The sequence below is a fragment of the Brevundimonas sp. Root608 genome (genome assembly GCF_001427825.1).
Lineage (GTDB): Bacteria > Pseudomonadota > Alphaproteobacteria > Caulobacterales > Caulobacteraceae > Brevundimonas.
Genome location: NZ_LMGT01000007.1, coordinates 145,706 through 170,929, shown reverse-complemented (window position 1 = coordinate 170,929; position 25,224 = coordinate 145,706). Strand labels below are relative to the sequence as shown.

Annotated in this window: 28 protein-coding genes; 12 read left to right on the top strand and 16 right to left on the bottom strand. The window is 69.3% G+C overall.

Annotation, left to right across the window (positions count from 1 at the left end):
• Positions 1-282: 282 nt before the first annotated feature.
• Positions 283-1,095, bottom strand: coding sequence for an ABC transporter permease (locus ASD59_RS11515; RefSeq protein WP_055831768.1), 813 nt, complete (start codon positions 1,093-1,095; stop codon positions 283-285).
• Between the two features lie 303 nt (positions 1,096-1,398).
• On the opposite strand from ASD59_RS11515, the gene gcrA reads away from it, so the two are divergent.
• Entirely contained in the window at positions 1,399-1,908 is a 510-nt protein-coding gene (gcrA, locus tag ASD59_RS11510) for a cell cycle sigma 70 cofactor GcrA (RefSeq protein WP_055831767.1), read from the top strand.
• Positions 1,909-2,214: 306 nt separating this feature from the next.
• Here the strand turns inward: gcrA and apaG are convergent, their stop codons facing one another.
• Positions 2,215-2,622 carry a Co2+/Mg2+ efflux protein ApaG gene (gene apaG / locus ASD59_RS11505; RefSeq protein WP_055831766.1) on the bottom strand — a complete coding sequence of 136 codons (408 nt, stop codon included), beginning with the start codon at positions 2,620-2,622 and terminating at the stop codon, positions 2,215-2,217.
• Positions 2,623-2,715: 93 nt separating this feature from the next.
• Here apaG and ASD59_RS11500 point away from each other — a divergent pair, with 93 nt between their 5' ends.
• A complete protein-coding gene (locus ASD59_RS11500) occupies positions 2,716-3,744 on the top strand; it encodes a 2'-deoxycytidine 5'-triphosphate deaminase (RefSeq protein WP_055831765.1) in 1,029 nt (342 codons plus the stop codon).
• An 85-nt stretch (positions 3,745-3,829) separates the two neighbouring features.
• Here ASD59_RS11500 and ASD59_RS11495 read toward each other — a convergent pair whose 3' ends face one another.
• On the bottom strand, positions 3,830-5,113 hold the full coding sequence (locus ASD59_RS11495; RefSeq protein ID WP_082560172.1) for an MFS transporter: 1,284 nt from the start codon (positions 5,111-5,113) through the stop codon (positions 3,830-3,832).
• Entirely contained in the window at positions 5,110-5,580 is a 471-nt protein-coding gene (locus ASD59_RS11490; RefSeq protein ID WP_055831764.1) for a cupin domain-containing protein, read from the bottom strand. The genes ASD59_RS11495 and ASD59_RS11490 overlap by 4 nt, the downstream gene beginning before the upstream one ends.
• 48 nt (positions 5,581-5,628) lie before the next feature.
• Between ASD59_RS11490 and dapE the strand changes: the two genes are divergently transcribed.
• Positions 5,629-6,789, top strand: coding sequence for a succinyl-diaminopimelate desuccinylase (gene dapE, locus ASD59_RS11485; protein WP_055831763.1), 1,161 nt, complete (start codon positions 5,629-5,631; stop codon positions 6,787-6,789).
• A gap of 39 nt (positions 6,790-6,828) precedes the next feature.
• Here the strand turns inward: dapE and ASD59_RS11480 are convergent, their stop codons facing one another.
• Complete coding sequence (locus ASD59_RS11480) at positions 6,829-8,145, bottom strand: amidohydrolase (protein WP_055831762.1); 1,317 nt, start codon at positions 8,143-8,145, stop codon at positions 6,829-6,831.
• A 47-nt stretch (positions 8,146-8,192) separates the two neighbouring features.
• On the opposite strand from ASD59_RS11480, the gene ASD59_RS11475 reads away from it, so the two are divergent.
• The 3 genes from ASD59_RS11475 to ASD59_RS11465 are packed head-to-tail and all read left to right on the top strand — an operon-like array spanning position 8,193 to position 10,398.
• On the top strand, positions 8,193-8,579 hold the full coding sequence (locus ASD59_RS11475) for a hypothetical protein (RefSeq protein ID WP_235561809.1): 387 nt from the start codon (positions 8,193-8,195) through the stop codon (positions 8,577-8,579).
• 31 nt (positions 8,580-8,610) lie between these two features.
• Complete coding sequence (locus ASD59_RS11470; protein WP_162246634.1) at positions 8,611-9,912, top strand: MFS transporter; 1,302 nt, start codon at positions 8,611-8,613, stop codon at positions 9,910-9,912.
• A 51-nt stretch (positions 9,913-9,963) separates the two neighbouring features.
• Positions 9,964-10,398 (top strand): SRPBCC family protein, encoded by a 435-nt coding sequence (locus ASD59_RS11465; RefSeq protein ID WP_055831761.1) that lies wholly within the window; start codon positions 9,964-9,966, stop codon positions 10,396-10,398.
• A 7-nt stretch (positions 10,399-10,405) separates the two neighbouring features.
• Here the strand turns inward: ASD59_RS11465 and ASD59_RS11460 are convergent, their stop codons facing one another.
• The 4 genes from ASD59_RS11460 to ASD59_RS11445 are packed head-to-tail and all read right to left on the bottom strand — an operon-like array spanning position 10,406 to position 14,508.
• Positions 10,406-11,860, bottom strand: coding sequence for an NAD-dependent succinate-semialdehyde dehydrogenase (locus tag ASD59_RS11460; protein WP_055831760.1), 1,455 nt, complete (start codon positions 11,858-11,860; stop codon positions 10,406-10,408).
• 10 nt (positions 11,861-11,870) lie between these two features.
• Positions 11,871-13,031, bottom strand: a complete 1,161-nt coding sequence (locus ASD59_RS11455; protein ID WP_055831759.1) for a glutathionylspermidine synthase family protein — start codon at positions 13,029-13,031, stop codon at positions 11,871-11,873.
• A 28-nt stretch (positions 13,032-13,059) separates the two neighbouring features.
• Positions 13,060-13,803, bottom strand: a complete 744-nt coding sequence (locus ASD59_RS11450; protein ID WP_055831758.1) for a PspA/IM30 family protein — start codon at positions 13,801-13,803, stop codon at positions 13,060-13,062.
• A gap of 21 nt (positions 13,804-13,824) precedes the next feature.
• Complete coding sequence (locus tag ASD59_RS11445; RefSeq protein WP_055831757.1) at positions 13,825-14,508, bottom strand: DUF2170 family protein; 684 nt, start codon at positions 14,506-14,508, stop codon at positions 13,825-13,827.
• Positions 14,509-14,648: 140 nt separating this feature from the next.
• On the opposite strand from ASD59_RS11445, the gene ASD59_RS11440 reads away from it, so the two are divergent.
• The 3 genes from ASD59_RS11440 to ASD59_RS11430 are packed head-to-tail and all read left to right on the top strand — an operon-like array spanning position 14,649 to position 16,355.
• Positions 14,649-15,296 carry a YjfK family protein gene (locus ASD59_RS11440; RefSeq protein WP_055831756.1) on the top strand — a complete coding sequence of 216 codons (648 nt, stop codon included), beginning with the start codon at positions 14,649-14,651 and terminating at the stop codon, positions 15,294-15,296.
• Between the two features lie 19 nt (positions 15,297-15,315).
• Positions 15,316-15,729, top strand: coding sequence for a DUF350 domain-containing protein (locus ASD59_RS11435; RefSeq protein WP_055831755.1), 414 nt, complete (start codon positions 15,316-15,318; stop codon positions 15,727-15,729).
• A gap of 8 nt (positions 15,730-15,737) precedes the next feature.
• Entirely contained in the window at positions 15,738-16,355 is a 618-nt protein-coding gene (locus tag ASD59_RS11430; protein ID WP_055831754.1) for a DUF1190 domain-containing protein, read from the top strand.
• Between the two features lie 7 nt (positions 16,356-16,362).
• Here the strand turns inward: ASD59_RS11430 and ASD59_RS11425 are convergent, their stop codons facing one another.
• From ASD59_RS11425 to nepR, 5 genes are all read right to left on the bottom strand, one after another.
• On the bottom strand, positions 16,363-18,021 hold the full coding sequence (locus ASD59_RS11425) for an MFS transporter (RefSeq protein WP_055831753.1): 1,659 nt from the start codon (positions 18,019-18,021) through the stop codon (positions 16,363-16,365).
• A gap of 221 nt (positions 18,022-18,242) precedes the next feature.
• A complete protein-coding gene (locus ASD59_RS11420; protein WP_055831752.1) occupies positions 18,243-18,380 on the bottom strand; it encodes a hypothetical protein in 138 nt (45 codons plus the stop codon).
• A gap of 38 nt (positions 18,381-18,418) precedes the next feature.
• Positions 18,419-20,110: a sensor histidine kinase PhyK gene (gene phyK / locus ASD59_RS11415; protein ID WP_235561808.1), complete on the bottom strand. Its 1,692-nt coding sequence runs from the start codon at positions 20,108-20,110 to the stop codon at positions 18,419-18,421.
• Between the two features lie 97 nt (positions 20,111-20,207).
• Entirely contained in the window at positions 20,208-20,819 is a 612-nt protein-coding gene (locus tag ASD59_RS11410; RefSeq protein WP_055831750.1) for a sigma-70 family RNA polymerase sigma factor, read from the bottom strand.
• A complete protein-coding gene (gene nepR / locus ASD59_RS11405) occupies positions 20,816-21,016 on the bottom strand; it encodes an anti-sigma T factor NepR (protein WP_055831790.1) in 201 nt (66 codons plus the stop codon). The genes ASD59_RS11410 and nepR overlap by 4 nt, the downstream gene beginning before the upstream one ends.
• Before the next feature lie 194 nt (positions 21,017-21,210).
• On the opposite strand from nepR, the gene phyR reads away from it, so the two are divergent.
• Positions 21,211-22,008, top strand: coding sequence for an anti-anti sigma factor/receiver protein PhyR (phyR, locus tag ASD59_RS11400; protein WP_055831749.1), 798 nt, complete (start codon positions 21,211-21,213; stop codon positions 22,006-22,008).
• Positions 22,009-22,074: 66 nt separating this feature from the next.
• Here phyR and ASD59_RS11395 read toward each other — a convergent pair whose 3' ends face one another.
• Positions 22,075-22,434: a hypothetical protein gene (locus tag ASD59_RS11395; protein ID WP_055831748.1), complete on the bottom strand. Its 360-nt coding sequence runs from the start codon at positions 22,432-22,434 to the stop codon at positions 22,075-22,077.
• Between the two features lie 318 nt (positions 22,435-22,752).
• Between ASD59_RS11395 and ASD59_RS11390 the strand changes: the two genes are divergently transcribed.
• Both ASD59_RS11390 and ASD59_RS11385 read left to right on the top strand, forming a co-directional pair.
• Complete coding sequence (locus ASD59_RS11390) at positions 22,753-23,775, top strand: NADP-dependent oxidoreductase (protein ID WP_055831747.1); 1,023 nt, start codon at positions 22,753-22,755, stop codon at positions 23,773-23,775.
• Positions 23,776-23,787: 12 nt separating this feature from the next.
• A complete protein-coding gene (locus tag ASD59_RS11385) occupies positions 23,788-24,195 on the top strand; it encodes a hypothetical protein (protein ID WP_055831746.1) in 408 nt (135 codons plus the stop codon).
• Positions 24,196-24,332: 137 nt separating this feature from the next.
• Here the strand turns inward: ASD59_RS11385 and ASD59_RS11380 are convergent, their stop codons facing one another.
• Positions 24,333-25,124 carry a SapC family protein gene (locus ASD59_RS11380; protein ID WP_055831745.1) on the bottom strand — a complete coding sequence of 264 codons (792 nt, stop codon included), beginning with the start codon at positions 25,122-25,124 and terminating at the stop codon, positions 24,333-24,335.
• Between the last annotated feature and the right edge of the window lie 100 nt (positions 25,125-25,224).

Below are 25,224 nucleotides of genomic sequence, written 5' to 3'. Positions count from 1 at the left end.
CGATTCCGGGACGACGTTTCCCGCTCGTTCGCACCCCGCCGCACGTTGATGGCCCTGGCGCCAGACGCCCTCCCCCGCGACGGGATGCAGATATTATGCGGCCGCCGCGAGGGGGTGCTGACAATACAGTTTGGGAAAAGCGGAAGCGGTTGATCGGGCGGGATATTTTCCCGCCAACCCGACTATATGTCGACCAGCAGCGTCACGCCTTCCCGCTCCCCATCACCGTGCATCCCCGCCTCCGCGGGGATGCACGGACGGGGACGGGAGGGAGGAGGACCGTCAGCTCTTCAGCCGCCAGCCGGACTTGAACACGGCCCAGCAGGCCCAGGCCATGACCAGGGTCAGGAGCCCGCTCATGACCGCGCCGATCAGCAGATTCCCCTCGGCGTTCCCGACCCCGATGAAGCCGGCCCGGAAGCCGTCGATCAGGTAGAAGAAGGGGTTGAAATGGCTGATGGTCGCGAACGGCTCGGGCAGGTTCTCGACCAGGTAGAAGGTGCCGCTGAGGAAGGTCATCGGCATGATGACGAAATTCTGCACCGCGGCGAGTTGGTCGAATTTCTGCGCCCAGAGGCCGGCGAAGACGCCCAGCATGCCCATGATCAGGCAGGCCAGCAGGCCGAACCACAGGATCAGGCCGAGGTTCGCGACTTCCAGCCGGGCGAAGGGCATGACGCAGATCGCCGTCACGATCCCGACCACCAGGCCGCGCGTCGCGGCGCCGAGCGAAAAGCCGATGGTCAGCTCCAGCGGGCTGAGCGGCGGGGTCAGGAAGTCGGTCGCGGTGTTCATCACCTTGGCCTGGATCAGGCTGGAGGAGGCGTTGGCGAAGGCGTTGTTGAGCATGGCCATCATGATCAGGCCCGGAGCGACGAACTCGGCGAAGGGCGTGCCGTGCAGCGGCGGCCGCGTGCCCTGCAGGGCGACCACGAAGACCAGCATGTAGAGCAGGGTGGTGACCACCGGCCCGGCCACGGTCTGGGCCCCGACCTTCCAGAAGCGGCGCACCTCCCTCAGGTACAGGGTCTGGACGCCGATCCAGTTGACGCCGGGATAGCTGCGCGGCCGGGGGGTCGTGGTCAGGTCGGTCATGGGAGCCAGATGCGGGGTGGCGGAGAGGGATGCAAGAGAGGCAGTAGGGATTAGGCAGTAGGCAGCAGGCAGTCGGACGGGCGCATCACGAGCCCCCGAGCCCTCGGCGCCTCTTCGGCTAATGCCTACTGCCTAGTCCCTACCGCCCCCTCTCGTTAACCATCCCTACATCTGGTTCCTGTGGACGGACTGATTCGCACATCTTGCGTCCGGTAAGGGCTCGTTTACGATTAGTGGTAGGTCGAGGCCCCGGGAGGGACGTCTGGACCCCATATATTGAATCCGAGACCCGGAGGGTTGGCTATGACCGCAGGCTGGACAGAAGACCGCGTCGGCGCGCTGAAGAAGCTCTGGCTGGAAGGCCAGTCGGCCAGCCAGATCGCCAAACAGCTGGGCGGCGGCGTCACCCGCAACGCCGTCATCGGCAAGGTGCACCGCCTCGGCCTGTCGGGCCGGGCCGCCCCGTCGCAGCCGGCGCGCGCCACCTTCCGCCCGTCGCGTCCGCGCCCTGCCCAGCCGACCCAGGCCCCGTCGGCCCCGCGCCGCATCGAGGCGGTCCAGCCGCGCGCCGTGGTCACCGCCCAGTCGGTTCCAGCCCCCATGCCCGACCTGCCCGGCACCGCCACGGTCATGACCCTGGGCGCCCATATGTGCAAATGGCCGATCGGCGACCCGTCCTCGGACGAGTTCAGCTTCTGCGGCCGCCGCTCTTCGGAAGGCGTCTATTGCGTCGAGCACGCCCGCGTCGCCTACCAGCCGCAGGTCAAGCGCGGCGCGACGGATCTGGCCCGCAGCCTGCGGCGCTACATCTGACCCCATTCAGCCACACGGCTGTCATCATAGGCTCCTAGAGAGCCGCCCTCCGCCTCAAGGCCGCACCCGCATGCGGCCTTGAGTGCAGGGGCGGGGCTGCGCTTTTCCGGGTTGACGCAGCCCCTCACCCCCTCACCGCCCGCCCCTCACCGTCATCCTCGGGCTTGACCCGAGGATCAGAGGTTGCCGCACGCGCGGTTCGGGAAGGGACGCCACGGTCCCGGAGCCGGCCTTCAACCACCGAGCGGTCCAACAGCTGATCCTCGGGTCAAGCCCGAGGATGACGACCATAACGGCGAGTCTGGCTCAGTTCAGCACCCGGCGGTCGCCCGGCACGTCGAGGCTGAAGGCCGGAATGGCGACCTCGAACGAGCGCCCGGACGGGTCGGTCATATAGTAGCCGCCGGCCATCGAGCCCGAGGCCGTGCCCAGCGGGCAGCCCGAGGCGTAGGTATAGCTGTCGCCCGGCAGAATCGTCGGCTGTTCGCCGACCACGCCGGCGCCGCGCACCTCCTCGACATGGCCGAGGGCGTCGGTGATCTCCCAGCGCCGCGCCATCAGCTGCACCGGCACGCCGCTCAGGTTCACGATCTCGACCTGATAGGCCCAGACCCAGCGCCCGCCCTCGGGATCGGACTGGCCGGCCAGATAGCTGGGCCGCACGCGGACCACGATCCCCTCGGTTTCGGCTTCGTAGGCGCGGGCGTCATGCATCCGGCAATGGTCGTACAACCCGGCCGCACGTCAAGCGCGGCCGTGTGGCGCCCGGGAGGGGAGACACGGCGAAAAATCGTGTAAGCCGGAGAAATGCAGACCTTCGAATCCACCCTCCCCGGCATCCTGCCGTGCCAGTCCATCGAGGCCCTGATCGCCGGCGGGGCGATCGCTTCGGACACCCCCTTCGACGCCGATCAGGTGCAGCCGGCCAGTCTCGACCTGCGGCTGTCGGACGAGGCGTGGCGCGTGCGGGCCTCCTTCCTGCCCGGAAAGCGCACGGTCGAGGACCGCATCGCCGACGTCTCCATGCACCGGATCGACCTGTCGGGCGGCGTCGTGCTGGAGCGCGGCTGCGTCTACATCGCCCGGCTGCAGGAGCGGCTGAGCCTGCCCAAGGGTCTGATCGCGCGGGCCAACCCCAAGAGCTCGACCGGGCGGGTCGACGTGTTCGTGCGGCTGCTGACCGACCGCGGCGCCAGTTTCGACGACGTGGCCGAGGGTTATGAGGGGGCGCTGTATCTGGAGATCTCGCCCCAGACCTTCCCCATCCTGGTGCGGCCGGGGACGCGGCTGAACCAGCTGCGGCTCAAGGCCGGCGAGCCGCCGAAGCTGGAGACCCGCAGCGTCGGCGTCGAGCTTCAGGGCGGCGACGGGGCGGTGGTCGGCTTCCGCGGGCGGCGCCACGCGGGGGTGATCGACCTCGACAACATCGACGGCCACGATCCGCGCGACTTCTGGGAGCCGCTGACCCTGCGCCGCGGCGAGCTGCTGCTGGACCCCGGCGAATTCTACATTCTGGCGTCGAGCGACGACGTCGAGATTCCGGTCGACCAGGCCGCCGAGATGACGCCGATCGATCCGTCGGTCGGCGAGTTCCGGGTGCATTACGCCGGCTTCTTCGACCCAGGCTTCGGCACGGACGAGGCGCACGGGGCGGGGTCGAAGGGGGTGCTGGAGGTGCGGACGCACGACACGCCCTTCCTGCTGGAACACGGCCAGATCGTCGCCCGGCTGGTCTATGAGCCGCTGACCGAACGCCCGACGCGCCTGTATGGCGAGGGCGGCAGCCACTACCAGCGGCAGGGGCTGAAGCTGTCGAAGCATTTCCGGCCGTGGTGAGGCAGGTTCCAGGTTCCAGGGATTAGGGAAGACGAGGGGCGGTCGCGCGCTGTTTCCCTGGAACCTGGCCCCTAGCCCTTGGCCCCTACTCCAGCCGGTCGGCCTTGCGCAGGTCCGGGAACCAGCGCGCCCAAAGGCCGGTCGCCGTCAGGGCGCCGATCCCGCCGAACACCGCCGCCTGGATCGGCCCGAGGACGCGGACGGCCACGCCGGACCAGGCCTCGCCCAGTTCGTTGGAGGCGCCGATGAACAGCATGGACACCGACGACACCCGTCCGCGCATGTGATCGGGCGTGGCCAGCTGGATCAGGGTCTGGCGGATGTTGACGCTGATCATGTCCGCCGCCCCGCCGAGGAACAGGGCCGCGCCGGACAGCCAGACGCTCTTCGACAGGCCGAAGGTCAGGGTGCACAGGCCGAAGACGGCGACGGCGGCGAACATCCATTTGCCGCCGTGCTTCACGATCGGGAAGCGGCTGAGATACAGGGCCACCAGCAGGGCCCCGGCGCCGAAGGCGGCGCGCAGCAGGCCGAAGCCCTCGGGCCCGACGTGCAGGATGTCGCGCGCGAAGATGGGGGTCAGCAGGGCCACGCCCGCCAGCAGCACCACGATCAGGTCGAGGGAGATGGCGCCGAGGACGATCTTCGTGTTCCAGACATAGGCCAGGCCTTCCCGGACCTGTTCCCCCATCGGAATCCGCGTCGGGGACGGGGCGGGACGGCCGCTGGTGCGGATCAGCAGCAGGCTGCCGACGCCGACGGCGAACATGGCCAGGGCCGAGGCGTAGGCCAGGGGCACGGACAGGCCGACGATGACCCCGCCCAGGGCCGGTCCGGCGATGGCGCCGGTCTGGAAGGCGATCGACTGGGCGGCGATGGCCGGCGGCAGGGCGCGCCGGCCGACCACCATGGGCAGGAAGGCCTGGCTGGCCGGGGCGAGGAAGGCGCGGGCCGCCCCGAAGACGGCGGCGACGGCCAGCAGGCCCCACAGCGGCGGGCGGCCATGGATGGCCATGAGCAGGAAGCCGACCGCGCAGCCGGCCTCGACCATCACGGACAGGATGACGGTGGTCTTGCGGTCGCGCCGGTCGGCCATGGCTCCGGCGGGCAGGGTCAGGGCCAGCAGCGGCAGGAACTGGCACAGGCCGACCAGCCCCAGATACAGGCTCGCCTCGGCGATGGGATGGTCGCGGCGCGCGATCTCATAGACCTGCCACAGCAGGGCCGAGGACTGGATCTGGATGCCCAGCACCGCCGCCACCCGCCCGATCCACAGCAGGCGGAAGTCGCGGATGGCCCAGGGACTGGCGGGGCCTTCCGGCGGGGGCGGGGACTGGACCGGTTCGGTCGTCTCGAGGGTTTCGGTCACGTGCGGCGGTCGACTTTCGGATACGGGGCGCCGTCGCGGTGGAAATAGCCGCCCTGCCGAAAGACCATGTCAATATCCGGATAGTCGCCCGCGTCGCCGTCCGGCCTGCGGGTCCCGACCTCCAGCAGAACGGCCTCGGCGGCGGAGCGGTTCTCGATCTTGTGGCCGTTGGGCACGCCGGCCTTGAAGCCGGCGCAGTCGCCGGCGCGCAGCACGGTCTCGCCCTCGTCCTCGACCAGCGCCACCTCGCCGGACACGATCCAGACGAACTCGTCCTCGCCCTCGTGCCAGTGGCGCTGGCTGGACCAGGCGCCGGCGGGCAGGCGCAGCAGGTTGACGCCGAACTGGTCCAGGCCGACGGCGTCGCCCAGCCGCCAGCGGCGGCGCGGCTTGCAGGGGCCGGCGAATTCCTCGGGGTAGCCCGTGCCGTGTCCGGTGGGCGCGGCGTCGATGTCGATCTTCGGCATGGGGAGAAGCCTTCTCGCAATCGTTGGAACCCCGTAAAGCACAGCCTTATGAGCGTCGCATCAACTCCCGTTATCGATCCTGTCGCCCTGACCCGCGACCTGATCCGCAGGCCGTCGGTCACGCCCGCGGACGCCGGCGCGATGGACGTGCTGGAACGCGCCCTGACCGGTCTCGGCTTCCACTGCCGGCGCATGCCGTTCGAGGGGATCGAGAACCTCTATGCCCGGCGCGGGACGGCCAGCCCCAATCTCTGCTTCGCGGGGCACACCGATGTGGTGCCGACCGGTTCGGAACAGGCGTGGTCGTCCGGCCCGTTCGAGGCCGAGGTCAGGGACGGCGTCCTCTACGGCCGGGGCGCGGTCGACATGAAGGGCGGCATCGCGGCCTGGGTGGCGGCGGTCTCTCAGGTTCTGGCCGGGGGCGAGGTTCCGGGCAGCCTGTCCTTCCTGATCACCGGCGACGAGGAAGGCCCCGCCCTGCACGGCACCAGACGGGTGGTCGAAACCCTGATGGCCGAGGGCGAGGTCATCGACGCCTGCGTGGTCGGGGAGCCGTCGTCGTCGCAGGTTCTGGGCGACATGATCAAGGTCGGGCGGCGCGGCTCGCTGAACACCTGGATCACCGTCCACGGCAAGCAGGGGCACGTCGCCTATCCGGACCGCGCCGCCAATCCCGCGCCGGTGCTGGCGAAGCTGCTGGCCCGGCTGGACGACCACAGGCTGGATCACGGCTATCCGGAATTCCCCCCGTCGAACCTCGAGATCACCACGATCGACATCGGCAATCCGGCGACCAACATCATTCCGGCCGAGGCGAAGGCGCGGCTCAACATCCGCTTCAACCCCAGCCACACCGGCGACGACCTGATCGCCTGGCTGAACGCCATGGCGGGCGAGGCCCAGGCCGCATCCGGCCTGCGCATCGAGCTGGAGCATCTGTGCTCGGGCGACGCCTTCCTGACCGGCCCCGGCCCCTTCATCGAGGGCGTGCGGGACGCCGTCGAGGCCGCGACCGGCCGGCGGCCCGAGGCGTCGACCACCGGCGGCACCTCCGACGCCCGCTTCATCCGCGCCATGTGTCCGGTGCTGGAACTGGGGCTGGTCGGCCAGACCATGCACCAGATCGACGAGCGCGCGCCGGTGGCCGAGATCGAGGCCCTGGCCGAGGTCTATCGCCGGGTGATAGGGACGTTTTTCGACCGGGCCTGACCGGGGTTCAGCGGGTGACAGCCTCGCGCCCGGATAAGGTCACGGCCGCTCCAGGAACCGCAGGGCGCTGAGGACATGGGTCTTCACGCCCAGGGGCAGGATCGATTCATTGACGTCGAAGCCGGGCGAATGGTTCGGCGGCGATGTGTTGGGATCGGCCCCGTCCTTCGAGGCGCCGAGGTGATAGAAGACGCCCGGCACGACCTGCGACAGGTAGCTGAAGTCCTCGGCCACCGTCGTCGGCGGGCTGGCGGCGTTGACGGCGCCGGCGCCGGCCGCCTCGGTCAGGACCGGGGCCAGCCAGGCCGACAGCGCCTCGTTGTTGTAAACCAGGGCTGCGTTCTGGCGGACCGAGAACTCGGCCGTCGCGCCGAAGGTTTCGGCGACATTGTCGATGGCCACGCCCGCGCGCCGCACCAGATCGTCGCGCTGGGCGATGTCGAAGGTGCGCAGGGTGCCCGACAGCGTCGCCTCGTCCGGGATGATGTTGTAGCGGACGCCCGCGTCCACGGTGGCGATGGTGAAGACCGTCGGCGTCGTGGTCGGGTCGACGGTGCGGGCGGTCAGGGTGTTGACCGTCTGGATGATCTGGGCCGCCACGGCGATGACGTCGACGCCCTTCCACGGCCAGGCGCCGTGGGTCTGGCGGCCATGGAGGACGATGTCGATCCGGTCCGAGGCCGCCATGAATCCCTGCGGCCGGTAGAAGACCGTGCCGGGCCGCCCCGGCACGACGTGCAGGCCGAAGATGGCGTCGGGCCTCGGATTCTCCAGCGCGCCCTCCTCGATCATCAGGGCCGCGCCGCCCTTGGGCTCGCCCGGAGGCGCCCCCTCCTCGGCCGGCTGGAAGATGAAGACGACGGTCCCGGCGATGTCGGCCCTCATGCCGGCCAGGACCTCGGCGGCGCCCATCAGCATGGCGATGTGGGCGTCGTGGCCGCAGGCGTGGGCCACGGGCACCGTATTGCCCTGATAGGTCCCGGTCGCGGTCGAGGCGAAGGGCAGGCCGGTCGCCTCCAGCACCGGCAGGGCGTCCATGTCGGCGCGCAGGGCCACGGTCCGGCCCGGCCGGCCGCCGCGCAGCACGCCGACGACGCCGGTCTTGCCGACGCCGGTGCGGACCTCCATCCCGAGGGCGCGCAGATGCTCCGCCACCAGGGCGGCGGTGCGGGTTTCGGCGAAGCCGAGCTCGGGATGGGCGTGGATGTCGCGCCGCCAGGCGACGACGCGGGGCGTTTCGGCCGCGACCGCCGCCTCGACCCGCTCCAGCGCGACAGGCGCCGGCTGCGCATGGGCCAGGCCGGCGGACAGGACCAACGCGAGGCTGGAGGCGGCGAGCAGGCGGCGGATGGTCATGGCGTCCCCGATGTCTTGAGGCCGCAAGGTGCGCAAAGCCGCCGCCCTTGCGCAAGGGCGTCCGGCGGGCGATCTGGATCGTCATGGCCATCAAGACCGCAAAGACCCAGTGGCGCGACGTGGTGCTGGTCTGCCGCAAATGCTCGAGGAAGCTGGACGGCAAGGGCTTCGGCCCCGACGGCGACAGGACGCTGAAGAAGGCGCTGCGCAAATATCTGAAGGCGGGCAAGGGCAAGAAGGCCGAGCTGGTGGTCAAGGAGACCAACTGTTTCGACATCTGCCCGAAGAATGCGGTCATCGCCGTCAACGCGGCCAACCCCAAGGCCCTGCTGATCGTGCCCGCCGGGGCCGACCTGTTCGAGGTCAAGGCCCGCCTCGGCCTGGACGACGGTCGCCGGCTCAAGCCGTCGCTGAAGCTGGTCGGCGAAGAGTGACCGGGCGGAAATGCCGGTCCAGGATGGCCCGATGAACCTGCGCTCGCCCGCCTTCGCCATGCTTTTCTCCGTCAGCCTGATCGCGGCGGCGGGAAACATGGCGCTGCAGTCGGTCCTGCCGGCGATCGGGCGCGAGTTCCGCCTGTCAGACACACTCGTCGCCGGCGCCTTCGCCATCTCGGCCCTGATGTGGACCATCGCCTCGCCGTTCTGGGCGCGGCTGTCCGACACCCTCGGGCGCAAGCGGGTCATACTGATCGGCCTGTCCGGTTTCGTCGTCTCCATGAGCGGTTTCGGCCTGGCCGCGACCTCGGGGCTGGAGCAGTGGCTGGGCGCGGGCCTCGCCTTCACCCTGATGGCGGTGGCGCGCACCATCTATGGCGTGTTCGGCTCGGCCGCGCCGATCGCATCCCAGGCCTATGTCGCCGACCGGACCTCGCCGGAGCAGCGGACCCAGGCCATGTCGCTGCTGGCCTCGGCCCAGGGGCTGGGCACGGTGGTAGGGCCGGCGCTGGCGCCCTTCTTCGTCCTGCCGCTCGTGGGGCTGGCGGGGCCGATGTACGCCTTCGCCCTGTTCGGCGCGGTCGTTCTCGTCATCGTCTGGCGCAAGCTGCCCAGCGGCGAGGTGGTGCGCACGCCCTCGCCCGGCGGCCATCGCGGCGAGGCCGGCAAGGGGTTGTGGAAGGACCCGCGCGTGCGGGACTATCTGCTGTACGGCCTGCTGGTCACCGGCGCCCAGGCGGTGAACATCTCGGTGCTGGGCTTCCACATCATCGACGAACTGGGCGCGACCGGCATGGCGGCGCGCGACGCCCAGCCCTTCATCGGCATCGCCATGCTGGCCGGCGCCGCGGCGACCCTGATGGCGCAGTGGGGCCTGATCCCGCTGCTGAAGCTGCAGCCGCGCGACCTGATGCGCTGGGGCGCGGGGCTGGCGCTGGTCGGCAATCTGATGAGCATCGCCTCGCCCGGCTACTATGGCGTGGTGGTCGGCTACGCCGTGGTGTCGATGGGCGTCGGCTTCGCCCGGCCGGGCTTCACCGCCGGCTCGTCCCTGTCGGTCGGGCCGCACGAACAGGGGGCGGTCGCCGGGCTGATGATGTCGCTGGCGGGTCTCAGCTTCCTCGGCCCGCCGGTGATCGGCGTGGCCCTGTATGAACTGGCCGAGCCGGGCCCGTTCATCGGTAACGCCATCCTGCTGGCCGCCGCCACGGCCCTGTGTTTCGCCAGCACGCGGCTGCGCACGGGCCCGCCCGACCTGCCGGACCGTGACGAGACCCCTTCGTCCGACACGCCGCCCGCCTCCCAGCCCGGTCCCGAGGGCAACCGCTGACCGGGGATCGGGGGCCTTTTCTCCGTCGGAAAGCCGTGTCAGATCGGAGCCATGGAAACCGCCCGTATCGAACGCCGCATCGGCGTCCGCGCCACGCCCGAACAGCTCTGGGCCCTGATCGCCGACCTGCCCGGCTGGGACCGCTGGAACCCTGTCGAGTCGGGACTTGAGGGGGCCATCGCCTTCGGGGCCGGCATCGCCCTGACCGAGGGGATCGAGGGCCTGCCGGAGCGTCGCGCCGCGGTCCGCGTCGGCGACTGGCAGCCCGAGGCCCAGTTGGTCTGGACCGAGAACCGGGGCCTGTGGTCGCGCTCGGTGCGCTATTTCGAAATCCAGGCGCTGGACGAGCCCAACGCCTGCATCGCCGCCAACGGCTTCATCTTCTCGGGGCTGCGCGGCGAGATGTTCTTCGACAAACACCGCGCCCGCCTGCGCCATGCCGTCGACGCCGTCGCCGAGAGCTGGAAGGCCGCGGCCGAGGGGTGACCGCGGTTCATCGCAAGGCCAGGGTCACCTGTTTGATGTCGACGTATTCGTCGATTCCGTGGACCGAGCCCTCGCGGCCATAGCCCGAGGCCTTCACCCCGCCGAACGGGGCGGCCGCCGTCGAGATGATGCCGGTGTTGACGCCGCACATCCCCGCCTCGATGCCCCGGCCCATGCGGAAGGCCCGGTCGAGGTCGCGGGTGAAGACATAGGAGGCCAGGCCGAACTCGGAATCATTGGCCTTGCCCAGCACCTCGGCCTCGCTGTCGAACGGGAAGACCGGGATCAGGGGGCCGAAGGTCTCCTCATCGCGGAACAGCTTGTCGTCGCCGCCGAGGGTCACGGTCGGCTGGAAGAAGCGCCCGCCCAGCGCATGCCGCGCGCCGCCCGTCAGGACCCTGCCGCCGGACGCCTTCACCTTTTCGAGGTGGGCCTCGACCTTGGCGATCGCCTTGTCCTCGATCAGGGGCCCGACCTTCACCCCCTCCTCGAACGCCGGTCCGACCGGAATTTTCGCGACCTCGGCGGCCAGCTTCTTCGCATAGGCCTCGGCGACCGAAGCCTCGACATAGACGCGGTTGGGACAGACGCAGGTCTGGCCCGAGTTGCGGAACTTGCCCCGGATGGTTTCGGCCACGGCGAGGTCCAGATCGGCGTCGGCGAAGACGATCAGCGGCGCGGCGCCGCCCAGCTCCATCGACACCCGCTTCAGGGTCGGGGCGCATTGTTCCGCCAGCTTCCTGCCGACGGGCGTCGAGCCGGTGAAGCTGAGCTTTCTGATCGCCGGCGAGGCCGTCAGGACTCCGCCGATGGTCGCGGCGTCGCCGGTGACGATGCTCAGCGCGCCCTTGGGCAGACCCGCCCTGTACGCCAGCTCGGCCAGGGCGATGGCCGAGAACGGCGTCTGGCTGGCCGGCTTGACCACCGCGGTGCAGCCGGCGGCGAAGGCGGGGCCGAGCTTCCTCGTCAGCATGGCGGTCGGGAAATTCCACGGCGTGATCAGGGCGCAGGGGCCGATCGCCTCGCGGAAGGTGAGGATGACGTGACCCAGCGGGCTGTCCTGGGTTTCGCCGATCAGCCGCTCCGCCTCGCCGGCGAACCATTTGAGGAAGCTGCTGGCGTAGGCGACCTCTCCCCGGGCCTCCTCGAGCGGCTTGCCGTTCTCCAGCGCCATCAGGGCTCCCAGCCCCTCGTTGTTCTCGTCGACCAGCCGGGCCCATTCGCGCAGGAAGGCCGCGCGCCTGTGCGGGTCCGACCGCGACCAGTCGGGGAAGGCCTCCACGGCGGCGGCGATCGCGCGTTCGGTCTCGGCCGCGCCGAGGTCCGGGATCCAGCCGATGACCTCGCCGGTCGCTGGGTCGTCGACGGCGATGCCCTGGCCGTTCGCGGCGACCGGCTCACCGGCGATCAGGGCGTGCTGACGCATAAGGGCGAGGCCGGCGTCGCGGTTCGGGGTGTTCATCGATCTCTCCTCAGCGGATGAAATGCGGCACGAAGCGGGAGGTGTTGCGGGTGATCCTCCCTTCGTCCTCCCTCAAGGCCAGGCCGGCGGGTTCGTCCCCGACCAGCCACGATCCGACGATCACATGGCGGCCGTCGAACCGGGGCGGAGCATGCAGGGCCTGGCGGATATGGGAGCCCTGGCCGTAGCCGGCGTCCAGGCCCTCCTCGCGGACGCCCGCCTCGACGATGGCGATATTGGCGCCCTCTCGCGAGAACAGCGGCTTGCGCACATATGCGGCGCCGAGGGCCTCATGGCCGGGATCGCTCTCGAACCAGCTTTCCAGCAGATTGGGATGGCCGGGGTGCCGCTCCCACAGCAGCGGCAGTATGCCCTTGTTCGACAGCAGCGCCTTCCAGGCCGGCTCCAGCACCGTGATGTCGGCGTCGGGCAAGGGCTCGGCATAGTCGTCCCGCAGCATATGTTCCCACGGATACAGTTTGAACATGGCCTGGATCAGCCAGTTCTCGTCATCGACGAAGCGGCCGTCGGCGTTCAGCCCGATCCGGTCGATGGCGATGAATTTCGGGTCCAGGCCGGCCTGTTTCGCCAGGTCCTCAAGGAACCGCACGGTCTGCCGGTCCTCGACGAAATCGGCGTCGGACGAGAAATGCACGAAGCCGCCGTCGGGAAAGATCGTCCGGAACCGCGCGACCAGCTTTTCGTGCAGGCTGTTGAACTGGTCGGCCTCGGCGGGCAGCGTTCCGTCCGCGATGCGGTCCTCCAGCCAGAGCCACTGGAACACGGCGGTCTCGAACACGCTGGTCGGGGTGTCGGCGTTGTATTCGTACAGCTTGGCCGGGCCCCGGCCGTCATAGGCGAAGTCGAACCGGCCATACAGCGACGGCTCGCCCCGCTTCCAGCTGTCGGCGACATAGTCCCGCAAGCCCTCCGGTATCTCGAGCAGGCCCATCAGCCGTTCCGACGTCACCGCCTCGGCGACGAGGTCCAGACACATCTGATGCAGTTCGGCGGTCGGCGCCTCTATCCCCTCCTCGATCTGCTCGAGCGAGAAGGCGTAGGCCGCGGTTTCGTCCCAGTAGCGTTCGCCGCTGTCGTGATGCCAGGTGAAGCCGACGGCTTCCGCGCGGGCCTGCCAGTCGGGACGCGGCTCGAGGCTTATGCGTTCCATGAGGGGCTCCATTCCTCCCCCGATGGGACTAGGCGGGGTCCTTGTGCACCGGCGCGCCCTGTTCAATCAACGGCGTCACCACCTTGATCTCGCGCGCGGTCAGCCGGGCGAGGACGTCGTTGGCCGAGCTCTGCCCCGGCAGGATGCCCGCGGCCTTCAGCTTGGCGTCGAGGTCGGCGCCGGTGCGCCTGTCCTCCAGCTCCTGGCCCGCGATCAGCTTCTCCTCGTTGACCGCCTGGCGCTGCTTGATGCGCTGCAGGCTGTCCGCCGCCGAGCCGATGCGCGACTGGGCGCCGGCCGACTGCAGGGCGACCGAGGTCTGGGCCTTCTGGACGGAATCGTTGACCTTCACGATGTCGATCTCGCGGCGCAGGGTCTCGATCTTCTGGTCGGTCGTGGCGATGGCCGTGCGCAGGCGAACCTCGGCCGCCTTCATGTTCTCGATCAGCGGCCCGCGGTTGCCGATCTCGGTTTCCAGCTCGGCGATCCGGCCGGCGACTTCCAGCGCCAGATCGTTCTGACCGCGGTCCAGGGCGGTGCGGGCCGAGTTCTCATATTTGGAGATCTGGTCCTGGAAGCTCTTCAGCTCGGTTTCGGCCATCCGCCGGCGCGCCACCAGGCCCGCCAGGTCGTCCCGGGCCTTGCCCTGGTTGTTGTCGGCGTCGCGGATCTCCTGATCGAGGATCTTCAGGGCGTTGGCGTCGACCACCGACTGGGCGGTGTCGTGGGCCGTGCCGCGGAACAGGGCGGACAGTTTGGCGAGCATGGACATGGCAGGTCTCCGTTCCGGGGATCAGGCCGCCGCTTCGGCGCCGAAGGTTTCACGCAGCTGGGTCGCGTCGATGGCGTTCTCGCCGAGGGTCCGCAACTCGATCAGTATGGTCTGAAGCGTCGTCTTGCACGACAGTTCGCCCATCAGTTCGTAGACATCCTCCTCGTTCACCCTGGTGATGGCGAAGTTGGACAGGGGCACGATCCGCTGGGCCTTCAGCAGGAATTCGTTGAAGGCGTGCCGGTCCTCCTGCTCGGCCACCGGCCACAACAGGACGGAGCAGACGATCTGAGCCCCGCCGACGCTCAGATAGATCGGCAGGTCGCCATACTCATGCATGGTGACCAGCAGCACGGGCTCGGCGCCTTCCAGCACGCGGCTGGTCATCTCACCCTCGCGGACAAGCTCGGAGGCGTCCAGCGCGGCCTTGATGGCGGGGACGGTCCAGGCGGTTTCGATCACGGCGTCCATGGTGTGGGTTGCTCCAGAAGGATCGGGAAAGAGGTTTCGACGCGGCCGCCGGACAAGATCAGGTCCGCGCGTGGACTCGGTGACGATGGCGTGGACCGCCGCCCTCACATCGTCCCTGGCGGTGTCCGGCACCCAGAACTCCAGCTTGACCATGCCCGCCTCGCGCCGGGCCTTGCGCCAAGCACGTATACGTTCGTTGGCCGAGGGCAAGGGGCGAGGGGCTGGATTACGCATGTTTCATGTAACGCGTAACAGGAACGCTTGACTTTGGCCAGCGCTCTGCGAAGAGCTTGGCCTATCCGGGCGGCGGCCAGCCGCCCTTCGTCGCCGCGGGCCGGCTCGCTGCCGCGGTGCTGGCGGGCTAGACTGTCGCGATGTTCAAACGCCTCTTCGGTTCAAGAGACAGTCTCCCGCCGGCGGCGGCTCTGGCCGAGGTGCGCAACATCACCGTGGGCCGGACGGTGGCGCTGGACCCCCTGGCCTGGCGGCGCCTGGGCGATGAGACGCATTTCACCCTGGACCGCGACGCGCTGGAGATCACCGCCCAGGGGGTGGTGGCGCTCGACGGCGGGACCTTCGTGCACCGCTTCTACACCGACGACCACGTCATGCTTCAGGCCATGAGCGATGATGCGGCCGGCGCATCGTCCTACGATTTCAGCCTGTTCACGCCCTGGTCCTCGGCCTATCCGCCGGGCGAACGCGAGCGCCGGCTGTGGCGCGACCGGCTCTCGGAACCGCGCTTCAGGGGCGCGCCCGAGGGTCTGCCCGAGTATCCGCGCTTCTGGTTCGCCGACAGCGAGGATCGCCAGCCTCCGGTCACCCTGTGGGAGACGATCTACGACGACCGGGCCGGGACGGCCCCCTATGCGAAAATCTTCCAGACCTGCATGCTGTACGCGCGGGACCTGGGGGCCGGGCGCGAACTGATGCTCGCGCTCGAGCAGGAGCCCGAGGGCGGCGACGTCAGCCACGAAATCATGATCGGCATTCCGCTGGAAATGGCCGAGTTCCGCGCCTGAGGCGCATGGGAGATAGACGATGTTTGACTGGTTCGGGTTTCAGCAAGGGGCGATCTCGTTCGTCATCGCCTTCGCCGCGGCGGTGCTCTTCTTCGGCGCCTTCAAATTCCTCTACCAGCTGGTGACGCCCTATCATGAGCGGGATCTGATCCGTCAGGGCAACGCGGCCGCCGCCATCGCGCTGGGCGGGGCGTTGATCGGCTATGTCCTGCCGCTGGCGTCGGCCCTGTCGCAGACGGTCAGCCTGCCGGAGTTCGCGGCCTGGGCCCTGCTGGCGGGCGTGATCCAGATCATCGCCTTCATCGTCGTCAGCCGGGTCCTCTACAAGGCGCTGGCGGCTCGCATCGAGGCGGGTGAAATCGCGGCGGGCATCTACCTGGCTTCCATCTCCATCGGCGTCGGCCTGCTTAACGCCGCCTGCATGACGGCCTGAGGCGCATCATGACCGACGACACCCTGCCCCAGACCACCACCATGCGCCGGCTCAAGCGGTCGCGGTCGCTCCAGGTGACCAGCCTGATGGCCACCGTCAGCTTCTCCATGGCGGCCTGCGGCTCGCCCGGATCGAGCCTGCCGGCAGAGCCGGCCGTTCCCGCCCTGGCCTATACGTCGCTCGACGAATGCCGCGCGGCCGACGATATTCCCGACGAGGAATGCGTCGTGGCCTCAAACGTGGCGGGCCAGCAGGCGGCCGAGACCGCCCCCCGATACGCCACCCGCGAGGAATGCGAGGGACAGTGGGGGCCGGAGCAGTGCCGGCCGCTGAACACGGGCGGAGGCTCCTTCTTCGGCCCGCTGGCGACCGGCTTCATCATCGGCCAGCTGATGAGCGGCGGCGGCTATCGCGGCGGCGGTCCGCTGTATCGGGACCGCGAGGGCCAATACTCCAACGGCTATGGCGGCGGCTATCTGTCCCGCGACTATCGCACCGGGCGGATGGTCACCAACGCCCGGGAGCATACGCCCGCGGCGCGGCAGGCCCCGGCGCGGGTGCAGAGCCGCACCACCGTCGTCTCGCGCGGCGGCTTCGGCGGCGGCGGCCGGGGCTACGGCGGCTGACCCGGGTCTAGATCCTGTCGAGGTCGCGTCCCCGGGTCTCGGGCAGCCACAGCAGGCTGACGATCACCGCCACGACGGTGAAGCCGACCGAGTACCACAGGCCGAAATAGATGTTACCCGACCAGGCCACCAGGGCGAAGCTGGCGGCCGGCAGCAGGCCGCCCACCCAGCCCGTGCCGATGTTGTAGGGCAGGCTCATCGCCGTGTAGCGCACCCGGGTCGGGAACAGCTCCACCAGCGCCGCCGCCTGCGGTCCGTAAAGGGCCGTGGCCGCGACCATGAAGATCATCAGGATGCCGAACACCAGCGGCATGTTGATGCGCGCCGGATCCGCCTTCGCCGGATAGCCAGCCTCGGCCAGGGCCGCCTTGATCCGGGTCTCGACCCCGGCGCGCGCCGCTTTCAGGTCCGCGGGATTCAGGCCCCCGCCCTCGACCGAAGCCACCTCGGTTGCGCCGATGCGGACGCTGGCGACCGAACCGGCGATCGCCGCGGCGTTGCCGTAGGAGACGCCGGCGTTGGACAGGACGCTCTTGGCGATGTCGCAGGAACTGGCGAACGCCGCCTTGCCGATCGGATCGAACTGCAGGGCGCAGGTCGCCGGATCGGCGATCACCGTCACCGGCGCCGAGGCCTGGGCCTCGGCCAGGGCCGGATTGGCGGCGCGGGTCAGGGCGTGGAAGCCGGGGAAGAAGGCGACCAGGGCCAGTATCATGCCGAACAGCATCACCGGCTTGCGCCCGAGCCTGTCCGACAGCCAGCCGAAGAAGACATACAGGCCGGCCGAGGCCACCGTCACGGCCAGCACCAGCTGGTCGACGGTGTTGGTGTCGACCTTCAGCACCCGCTCCATGAAGAAGCGGGTGTAGAAATAGCCGCAGTACCAGACCGCCCCCTGGGCGATCATGATGCCGAACAGGGCGATCAGCACGAACCGGCCGTTGCCCCACTGGAAGAAGGCCTCCTTGTAAGGCGCGCGGTGATCGCTGTCCGACGCCTCGGCCTCCATGCGCCGGTAGGCGGGGCTTTCGTTGAGCCTCAGCCGGATCCACAGGGAGACGGCCAGCAGCAGGGCCGACAGCAGGAAGGGGATGCGCCAGCCCCATTCGTCGAAGGCCTCGACGCCCACGATCCTGCGGGTGATCAGGATGACCGACAGCGCTCCGATCAGGCCGAAGGCGGCCGTCGTCTGGATCCAGCCGGTCAGCAGGCCGCGCTTCTTCTGCGGCGAGTGCTCGGCCACATAAATGGCCGCTCCGCCGTACTCCCCGCCCAGGGCGAAGCCCTGCAGCATCCGCATGATCAGCAGCAGGATCGGGGCCGCCAGGCCGATCTGGCCGTAGTCCGGCAACAGACCGATGGCCACCGTCGCCAGACCCATCAGGGTGATGGTGACGAGGAAGGTGGTCTTGCGCCCCGTGCGGTCGCCGAACCAGCCGAACACCAGAGCGCCCAGGGGTCGCACCACGAAGCCGAGACCGAAGGTCAGCAGGGCCATGATGTAGGCGACGGTCTCGCCGGCGTCGGCGAAGAAATGCCGGGCGATGATGGTGGTCAGCGAACCGAAGACGAAGAAGTCATACCATTCGAACGCGGTCCCCGCCGCCGAAGCGACCACCACCGTCTTCAGGCCCGGTTCCGCCCGGGCCTCCGTCGCATCCGTCATCGATCGCTCCCCGCATTTCGATCCGGCGTCTCTGCGGACGCCTGTGCGGGGATGCTAGACGCCCGCGGCCGGCGCGCAAATAGCCCACGCTCCGCGCGGGGCCCGGACAAGCGAAAGCCCGCCAGCGGGGGGATGCTGACGGGCTCTCTTCAACCGATCCGCGGGTCGGGGGGGAAGCGCGGTCGGGAACTGAAACGTCGGCGATTGACCGCCGGTCTAAATCAGCAGGTCTTGCCGTCCGCACAGTTGGCGACGGCGGTGCCGGCGGCCGAGGCGTCACGGCCCACGCCCGAAACGGTGTTGCAGGCCGCGGTGGTCAGGGCGGCGGCGGCGGCGAACAGGACGAACAGCTTGCGCATGGGAAAAACTCCGTGAGGCCGGGGAGGCGTCTGCCGTATCAACGTGGCGGCCCCGCTACGGTTCCAAGATCGGCCGGATCCGTCGGCACGACGGCTTCCGGCGTGGCGAAGACCAGACGCGCGATCGTGCCGCCGCCGGGCGCGGGAACCATCTCCACCTCGCCCCTCAGCTGTTTGGCGAAGGCGCCCATCAGGGTGCGGCCGACGCCGGCGCGGAAGGTCTCGCTGACGCCCGGACCGTCGTCCTGGACCTCCAGAATGCTCTTGTCGCCGCGGACGTGGAAGCGGACCTTGAGGTCGCCGCCCCGGCCGGCGAAAGCGTGTTTCTGGGCGTTGGTCACCGCCTCGACCAGCCACAGGGCCAGCGGCGCCAGCTTGTCCGGATCGACCACCAGGGAATCGGCCTCGACCGACGAGGTCACCAGGATCCCTCGCCCGGACTCGCTGGCCACCAGCTGGCCGACCAGTTCGGTCAGGAAGATGCGGGCGTCGGCGTAACGCAGGTCATCGCTCTGGTAGAGGGTGCGGTAGATCAGGGCCAGGGCCGAGATACGCTGGCGCGTGTCGCCCACCGCGGCCTTGGACGCCGGATCGGTCAGGGCCCTCTGCTGCATCGACAGCAGCGACGAGATGATCTGCAGATTGTTCTTCACCCGGTGATGGATCTCGCGCATCAGCGCGTCCTTCTCGGCCAGCGAGGCGGTCAGGGCGCTGTCGCGGGCGACGATGGACTCGGCCAGTTCGTCGAGCGTCCGGGCCAGCACGCGGATCTCCGCCGGCGCGTTCATGGCCTGCAGCGGCCGCACATTGAACCGCCCGCGGGCGTAGATGGCGGCGATCCGCTCGAGATAATCCAGCCAGCGGATGACGATCCGCTCGCTGACCAGCATCACCGCCCCGAAGGCGATGAACCAGGCCAGCAACGGCACGATCAGGGCGCCGACCGGGTTCAGCCGGGCCCAGGACAGCAGGCCGGGGGCGGGTGCGGACAGCAGCGCATAGACGTCGCGCCCGGCCAGGGCGGCGCCGGCGTAGACGCGATGGCGGCCCTGGGCGTCGTCGGCCTCGAAGATGGCGGAGGCGCCGGAGCGCGCGCGGCCGACCCAGCCGGTCAGGGTGTCGCCGCCCGACAGGATGAAAGCGTCGGCCTCGCTGGCCGTCAGCAGCCGCCCGTCGCCGTCGGTCAGGGCCGCCTGCGACCCTTCGGGAAGGGCCGGGTCGTCAACGTCGGGCTGCAGGCTGGTCAGGGGAATCAGAGCCACCATGGCGCCGTCGAAGGCGCCCAGGGGTCGCTCCAGCCGGATGGCCACGATCAGGCCCGGAGATCGGCCGGCGACGGCGGGCGCCCGCGCCAGCACCATACCCTCCCCGCCCTTCAGCCTCAGAAACCAGGGACTGTCGCGGGCCTGCGCCAGCCAGGCCGGCGCGGTCTGGCTGAGGCCGCGCGAGGCGCAGGCGGTGACGCCGGTCGCGCTCAGCCGCGCCAGTCCGTCGAGATTCTCGAGCCGCGCCACCAGATCGGTCAGGCGGGGTTCGCAGAACACCTCCAGCGCCTCTGGCCGCAGGGCCTGAAGCAGCACGCCGGTGCTGTCGAGATGGGATTTGGCGTTGGCCGCGGTGCGTTCGGCGGCCAGTTGCAGATCCGAGCGCCGCTCGACATCCTGCGCCCGGAAGGCGGACTGGGCCTGGAAGGCTCCCAGCATCAGGATCGGCAGCAGGGCGACGGCCATGGCCGATCCGAGGCGGAAGCGGATGCCTCGGAATCGGGGCGGGGCCATGTTTCGGCCCCCCCGCCTGCCCAGCAGTCGTCCTATCCGGACCACCCGGTCAGTCCTGCCGGACGCTGCTCAGGCGATCAGCGGCGGCGAGGATGGAGCGCATGGCGTCGCCCGCGGCGCGCCCGTCCCGGGCGTAGCCGCCCTTTTCGAGCGTGGCCTGCAGGGCCTTGCGGGCGCGGGACACGCGGCTTTTCACCGTGCCGACCGCGCACTGGCAGATCTCGGCGGCCTCTTCATAGGCGAAGCCGCCGGCGCCGACGAGGATCAGCGCCTCGCGCTGCTCTTCCGGCAGGGTGGCCAGGGCCAGCCGCAGTTCGTCCAGCGCCACCGGCGATTCCGGATCGTCGACGGCCACCAGGGTGCGCTCGGCCGCCTCCTGATCGAGCTGCGACTGCCGCCAGGAACGGCGCTTCTCGGAATAGAACTGGTTGCGCAGGATCATGAAGGTCCAGGCCTTCATGTTGGTGCCCATCTGATAGCTGGCGCGGGCGTCCCACGCCTTCATCATGGCGTCCTGCGCCAGATCGTCGGCGGCCGTCGGGTCGCCCGTCAGGGTGCGGGCGAACGCGCGAAGATGCGGGATCAGCGCGACGAGCTCCCGTTTGAAGGCGTCGTCGTCGGCTGAGGGAGGCTTGGGCGGCGGATTCGTCGCACCGCTCATGCGCCGCCCCCGCCCGACGACCGCTCGTCGGCGCGACGCAGGATGTCCAGGAACTCGTCCGGAACCTGTTCGTTGACGACCTCGTCGAACATATGGCGCAGCTTGACGCCGATCGCCTGCTGGCGAAGTCGCGCTTCCTCCAGGCTTGCGCCGCCCTTGGGCGGACCCTTGCCCGGTGGATTGGAATTGTCTGTCATTGAAAAAACGGCCGCCACCCTGACGAAAGACTTGTTGCGACTGGCCAAACGCCACTCAGCAGGGGCGGTTCCTAGGTTACCGCGGATTAATGCTGAAGCTTTGCGTCCGGATGGGAACCGTGGCCGATTTGATACGTTGTCGGAAGCTGCTGAGGTTCCAATGGACGGAACCAGTCTGTCGGGGATTTTATTATATGAGCCTGCTGGCCCGCCTTGCGCCGCACCTGCCCTATGTCCGCCGCTATGCGCGCGCGCTGACCGGCGACCAGACCACCGGGGACAATTACGTCCGCGTCGCGCTTGAGGCGCTGGCCGCCGGCGAACGGCAACTGCCCGCCGAGATGACGCCGCGGGTCGCCCTCTATCATGTCTTCCACGCCATCTGGGCCACCACCGGCGCGCAGCTGGAGGACAAGAGCGGTCTCGAAGGGCGTGGCGACGACGCCTCGCGCCGCCTGATGCGCATAGCCCCGCGCTCGCGCCAGGCCTTCCTGCTGACGGCGCTTGAAGGGTTCACCCCCTCCGAAGCGGCCCAGATCCTCGACGCCGACGCCATCGACGTCGAACGCCTGATCTCGGAAGCCCAGTCGGACATCGACGCCGAACTGGCCACCGACGTCCTGATCATCGAGGACGAGGCCATCATCTCGGCCGATATCGAAAGCCTGGTGAAGGAGCTCGGTCACCGCGTGACCGGCACCGCCACGACCCACGACGAGGCCGTCGACGCCGTCGCCCGTCACCGCCCGGGCCTGGTCCTGGCCGACATCCAGCTGGCCGACGGCTCGTCGGGCATCGACGCGGTCAAGGACATCCTCAAGCGGATCGACGTGCCGGTCATCTTCATCACCGCCTTCCCGGAGCGGCTGCTGACCGGCGAGCGGCCCGAACCGACCTTCCTGATCACCAAGCCGTTCCAGCCCGAAACGGTGAAGGCGGCGATCAGCCAGGCGCTGTTCTTCCATCCGTCGCGCCAGAAGGCGGCGGCGTAAGCCTTCTTCCCCGAACAAGGAAAAGCCCCGGTCGCAGGACCGGGGCTTTTTTGTTGTCCGCGATCGCTAGTTGGCCGCCGTCGAAGGGACCGTCGGCGCATTGACGTTGGCCGTATCGCCGGCCGGCGGGGTGGCGGGCCGGCCGCCCTGAGCCGTCGGGGCGTCGGCCGTCGGCGAGGGGGCCGCCTCGCCCTGGAAGGCCTGCACGTCGACCGCCTGCTGGCCGCTGTTGGCGTTGGTGTTGGCGAAGCCGCCCTGGCTGACGAACCACATGCCCAGCAGCAGGACGGCCACAGCCGCCAGGGAGATGACCAGCAGGGTCAGGATGCGCACGCCGCCGCGGCCGCCGCGAACATATTGGGCCTCGACGGGCCTGCCCTCGTGCACGGCGTCGGCGGCCTTGTCGTGCGGGGATTCATGGGTCATGGCTCGGCTCCGTCGAGGCGTTGGATCAGCCTGATGAACGCGCCGTCCAGCGTTGCCGTTCCGGCCTCGCCTCCGGGGCGAAAAAATGCCTCCGACGGTTGGAACCCATGGCGAGGCGCCCCGTTATCGAGAGGCGGAGGCGGCGACGCCCCCCCGACTTGAGACTGACGAAAGTCAGTCTGTCGCCTCCGCGACTCATTCTCGATGATGCGACCTGATGGCGGACCGGAAACGGTCCGCCTTTTTCCTTGTCCGGCTGGACAGGCGGCCCTGCTTGCTGACTATGGGCGGGTCCAGAAAGAAAACCCGGAGATCGCCATGGCTCGCGTCAATCGTCAGTGGGTGCTGCGCCAGCGGCCCAAGGGCCTGGTCAAGCCGGGCGACCTGGAGCTGGTCGAGGCGCCGGTTCCGGCGCTGAAGGAATCCCAGGTTCTGGTCCGCACCGTCTATCTGTCGCTGGACCCGACCAACCGCACCTGGATGAACGACTCCGAGGGCTATCTGCCGCCGGTGCCGATCGGCGGCGTCATGCGCGGCCTGACCCTGGGCGTGGTCGAGGAAAGCCGCTCAACCCGCTTCCGCGCCGGCGACGTGGTCACCCCCCTGTCGGGCGGCTGGTCCGACTATGCCGTGGTCAACGAGATGGAGCTGCGTCCGGTGCATCGCGCCACCGGCATGCCCCTGACCGCCAATCTCAGCGTCCTCGGCATGACCGGCATGACCGCCTATTTCGGCGTCACCGACGTGCTGAAGGCCAAGGCCGGCGAGACCATCGTCATCTCCGCGGCCGCCGGCGCGGTCGGCTCCATCGCGGGCCAGGTCGCGAAAGCGCGCGGCTGCCGCGTCATCGGCATCGCCGGCGGTCCCGACAAATGCCGCTGGCTGACCGAGGAGCTCGGGTTCGACGCCGCCATCGACTACAAGAACGAGGACGTGGGCGAGGCGCTGGACCGCCTGGCCCCGGACGGCGTCGACCTGAATTTCGAGAACGTCGGCGGCGACATCATGATCGCCGTCTACAACCGGCTGAAGACCCACGGCCGCATGGCCGTCTGCGGCCTGATCTCGGCCTACAACGCGACGAAAATGCCGCCGTCGCCGAATTTCGCGCGCATCATCACCCACCGCCTGAACATCCAGGGCTTCCTCGTGCTGGACTACGCCCACCGCGGCCGCGAAATGGTCGCCGAAATGGGCCCTTGGCTAGCGGACGGCACGGTGAAGTGGAAGGTGCACGTCGACGACGGGCTGGAGGGCGCCGTGGGTTCGTTGAACCGCTTGTTCACCGGCGACCATGACGGCAAGCTGCTGGTCCGCGTATCCGAAGAACCGGCGGGCTGACGGGACCTCGACATGACTGAACCCCTGCACGTCCATTTCGAAGACCTGGGCGTCGGCGAAGTCATCTCCCTGGGCGCCTGCATGGTCGATGCGGCGGCCCTGGAGGTTTTCATCGAGCGGTTCTCGCCCGGCTGGGACGCCTCCTACGGCGCGCCCGACGCCATGGTCTACGCCCTGTGGAGCCGCATCTTCGCCGACAAGGCCTCGGGCTGGGCCCAGTCCAAGGTGCTGGCGGTGGACGGCCTGCGCTTCATGCGCAACCCCCCGGCCGGCGAGCTGATGCGCGGCCGCATGACGGTGATGGGCAAGGATCCGGTCGGCGACGAAAAGGGCATCGTCATCGCCCAGCACGACCTGCTCGACGAGGCGGGGCGGCTGGTCTTCTCGTGCCTGACGCGGGCCCTGCTGGCGCGGAGGTAGGGGCTGGCGGCCAGTGGCTGGTGTCGGGCCCCGGCGTCGTACGCAAGGAAAAGCCCCGCCTGGACGAACCGGGCGGGGCTTGTTCCTGTTCGATCTGGAAGCGGGCGGCGCAGGCCTTACCAGCCACCAGCCGCTCTTTACGCGTTGCCGGCCACCGGCTGCGAGGCGGCGGCCTTCTGGAAGGCCATGGCGATCAGACGATCCCAGCCCAGCAGCGACACCAGATGGGCGTAGATCTGGCCCAGGGCGCCGTTGTCGCGCAGTTCGGCCAGCTTCTCGGCCGGCAGGGCCTTCAGCCTGTCTTCCGAGACGGCGAAATATTCGGCGATCTTCTGCGGCTCGGCGGCCGTGCCGTCCGGATTGCGCGGCGTGAAGATGGCTTCGCGCGTGTCCAGCAGGTCGAGGTCCTTCAGCAGTTTCAGGAAGGCCTCGGTGCGCAGGCGCTCCTGTTCGAAATTGTTGCAGAACTCCATCGCCTGCTGGGTGTAGGGCGAGGGCTGGCCGTCGACGAACAACGGCGTGGCGCCGCCTTCCTTGATGAACGGCGCAGCGCGGTCGACGCACAGGATCAGGCGGTTCTGCGTGTCGTCGTTGGCGAAGACGAACGGATAGCGCCGGACATAGGCCGGGATATAGGCCTCGGCGCGGAATTCGCCGTCGTCGCTGACGAACAGGTTCTCACCGGCGCGCAGCGCCATCACCGCGACCGGCTGCTTGTTCTCGCCGACGAAGATCACGGGATACGACAGGGCCGCCGGGGCGAACTCCGTCACCATCACCGGCACCAGATTGGTCTGGGCGACGAAGGCGTAGGGCTTGTCGACCGCGTCGACCCCCAGCGCGCCGTGGGTCTCGACGGACAGCGGCTCGGGCTGGGCGTAGAACAGGACGTTGCCCGACAGGGGCGAGGCGGCGGTGGTGTCGGTCATGAACGCGATCGGGCTCTGAAATAGGGGAAGCGCGCTTCTAGCGTAGTCGCCACACCGCCGCAAACGCGCTCGCTCGCGGGGCGTCCGACGCGGTTAACGG

Coding starts and splice junctions, on each gene's coding strand:
- gcrA (WP_055831767.1), top strand. CDS start 1,399: ATGACCGCAGGCTGGACAGAAGACCGCGTCGGCGCGCTGAAGAAGCTC.
- nepR (WP_055831790.1), bottom strand. CDS start 21,016: ATGACAGACAATTCCAATCCACCGGGCAAGGGTCCGCCCAAGGGCGGC.
- ASD59_RS11410 (WP_055831750.1), bottom strand. CDS start 20,819: ATGAGCGGTGCGACGAATCCGCCGCCCAAGCCTCCCTCAGCCGACGAC.
- ASD59_RS11515 (WP_055831768.1), bottom strand. CDS start 1,095: ATGACCGACCTGACCACGACCCCCCGGCCGCGCAGCTATCCCGGCGTC.
- dapE (WP_055831763.1), top strand. CDS start 5,629: ATGAGCGTCGCATCAACTCCCGTTATCGATCCTGTCGCCCTGACCCGC.
- ASD59_RS11460 (WP_055831760.1), bottom strand. CDS start 11,860: ATGAACACCCCGAACCGCGACGCCGGCCTCGCCCTTATGCGTCAGCAC.
- ASD59_RS11465 (WP_055831761.1), top strand. CDS start 9,964: ATGGAAACCGCCCGTATCGAACGCCGCATCGGCGTCCGCGCCACGCCC.
- phyR (WP_055831749.1), top strand. CDS start 21,211: ATGAGCCTGCTGGCCCGCCTTGCGCCGCACCTGCCCTATGTCCGCCGC.
- ASD59_RS11480 (WP_055831762.1), bottom strand. CDS start 8,145: ATGACCATCCGCCGCCTGCTCGCCGCCTCCAGCCTCGCGTTGGTCCTG.
- phyK (WP_235561808.1), bottom strand. CDS start 20,110: ATGGCCGTCGCCCTGCTGCCGATCCTGATGCTGGGAGCCTTCCAGGCC.
- ASD59_RS11395 (WP_055831748.1), bottom strand. CDS start 22,434: ATGACCCATGAATCCCCGCACGACAAGGCCGCCGACGCCGTGCACGAG.
- ASD59_RS11420 (WP_055831752.1), bottom strand. CDS start 18,380: ATGCGCAAGCTGTTCGTCCTGTTCGCCGCCGCCGCCGCCCTGACCACC.
- ASD59_RS11445 (WP_055831757.1), bottom strand. CDS start 14,508: ATGCGTAATCCAGCCCCTCGCCCCTTGCCCTCGGCCAACGAACGTATA.
- ASD59_RS11455 (WP_055831759.1), bottom strand. CDS start 13,031: ATGGAACGCATAAGCCTCGAGCCGCGTCCCGACTGGCAGGCCCGCGCG.
- ASD59_RS11380 (WP_055831745.1), bottom strand. CDS start 25,124: ATGACCGACACCACCGCCGCCTCGCCCCTGTCGGGCAACGTCCTGTTC.
- ASD59_RS11435 (WP_055831755.1), top strand. CDS start 15,316: ATGTTTGACTGGTTCGGGTTTCAGCAAGGGGCGATCTCGTTCGTCATC.
- ASD59_RS11425 (WP_055831753.1), bottom strand. CDS start 18,021: ATGACGGATGCGACGGAGGCCCGGGCGGAACCGGGCCTGAAGACGGTG.
- apaG (WP_055831766.1), bottom strand. CDS start 2,622: ATGCATGACGCCCGCGCCTACGAAGCCGAAACCGAGGGGATCGTGGTC.
- ASD59_RS11385 (WP_055831746.1), top strand. CDS start 23,788: ATGACTGAACCCCTGCACGTCCATTTCGAAGACCTGGGCGTCGGCGAA.
- ASD59_RS11500 (WP_055831765.1), top strand. CDS start 2,716: ATGCAGACCTTCGAATCCACCCTCCCCGGCATCCTGCCGTGCCAGTCC.
- ASD59_RS11470 (WP_162246634.1), top strand. CDS start 8,611: ATGAACCTGCGCTCGCCCGCCTTCGCCATGCTTTTCTCCGTCAGCCTG.
- ASD59_RS11430 (WP_055831754.1), top strand. CDS start 15,738: ATGACCGACGACACCCTGCCCCAGACCACCACCATGCGCCGGCTCAAG.
- ASD59_RS11490 (WP_055831764.1), bottom strand. CDS start 5,580: ATGCCGAAGATCGACATCGACGCCGCGCCCACCGGACACGGCACGGGC.
- ASD59_RS11440 (WP_055831756.1), top strand. CDS start 14,649: ATGTTCAAACGCCTCTTCGGTTCAAGAGACAGTCTCCCGCCGGCGGCG.
- ASD59_RS11450 (WP_055831758.1), bottom strand. CDS start 13,803: ATGTCCATGCTCGCCAAACTGTCCGCCCTGTTCCGCGGCACGGCCCAC.
- ASD59_RS11390 (WP_055831747.1), top strand. CDS start 22,753: ATGGCTCGCGTCAATCGTCAGTGGGTGCTGCGCCAGCGGCCCAAGGGC.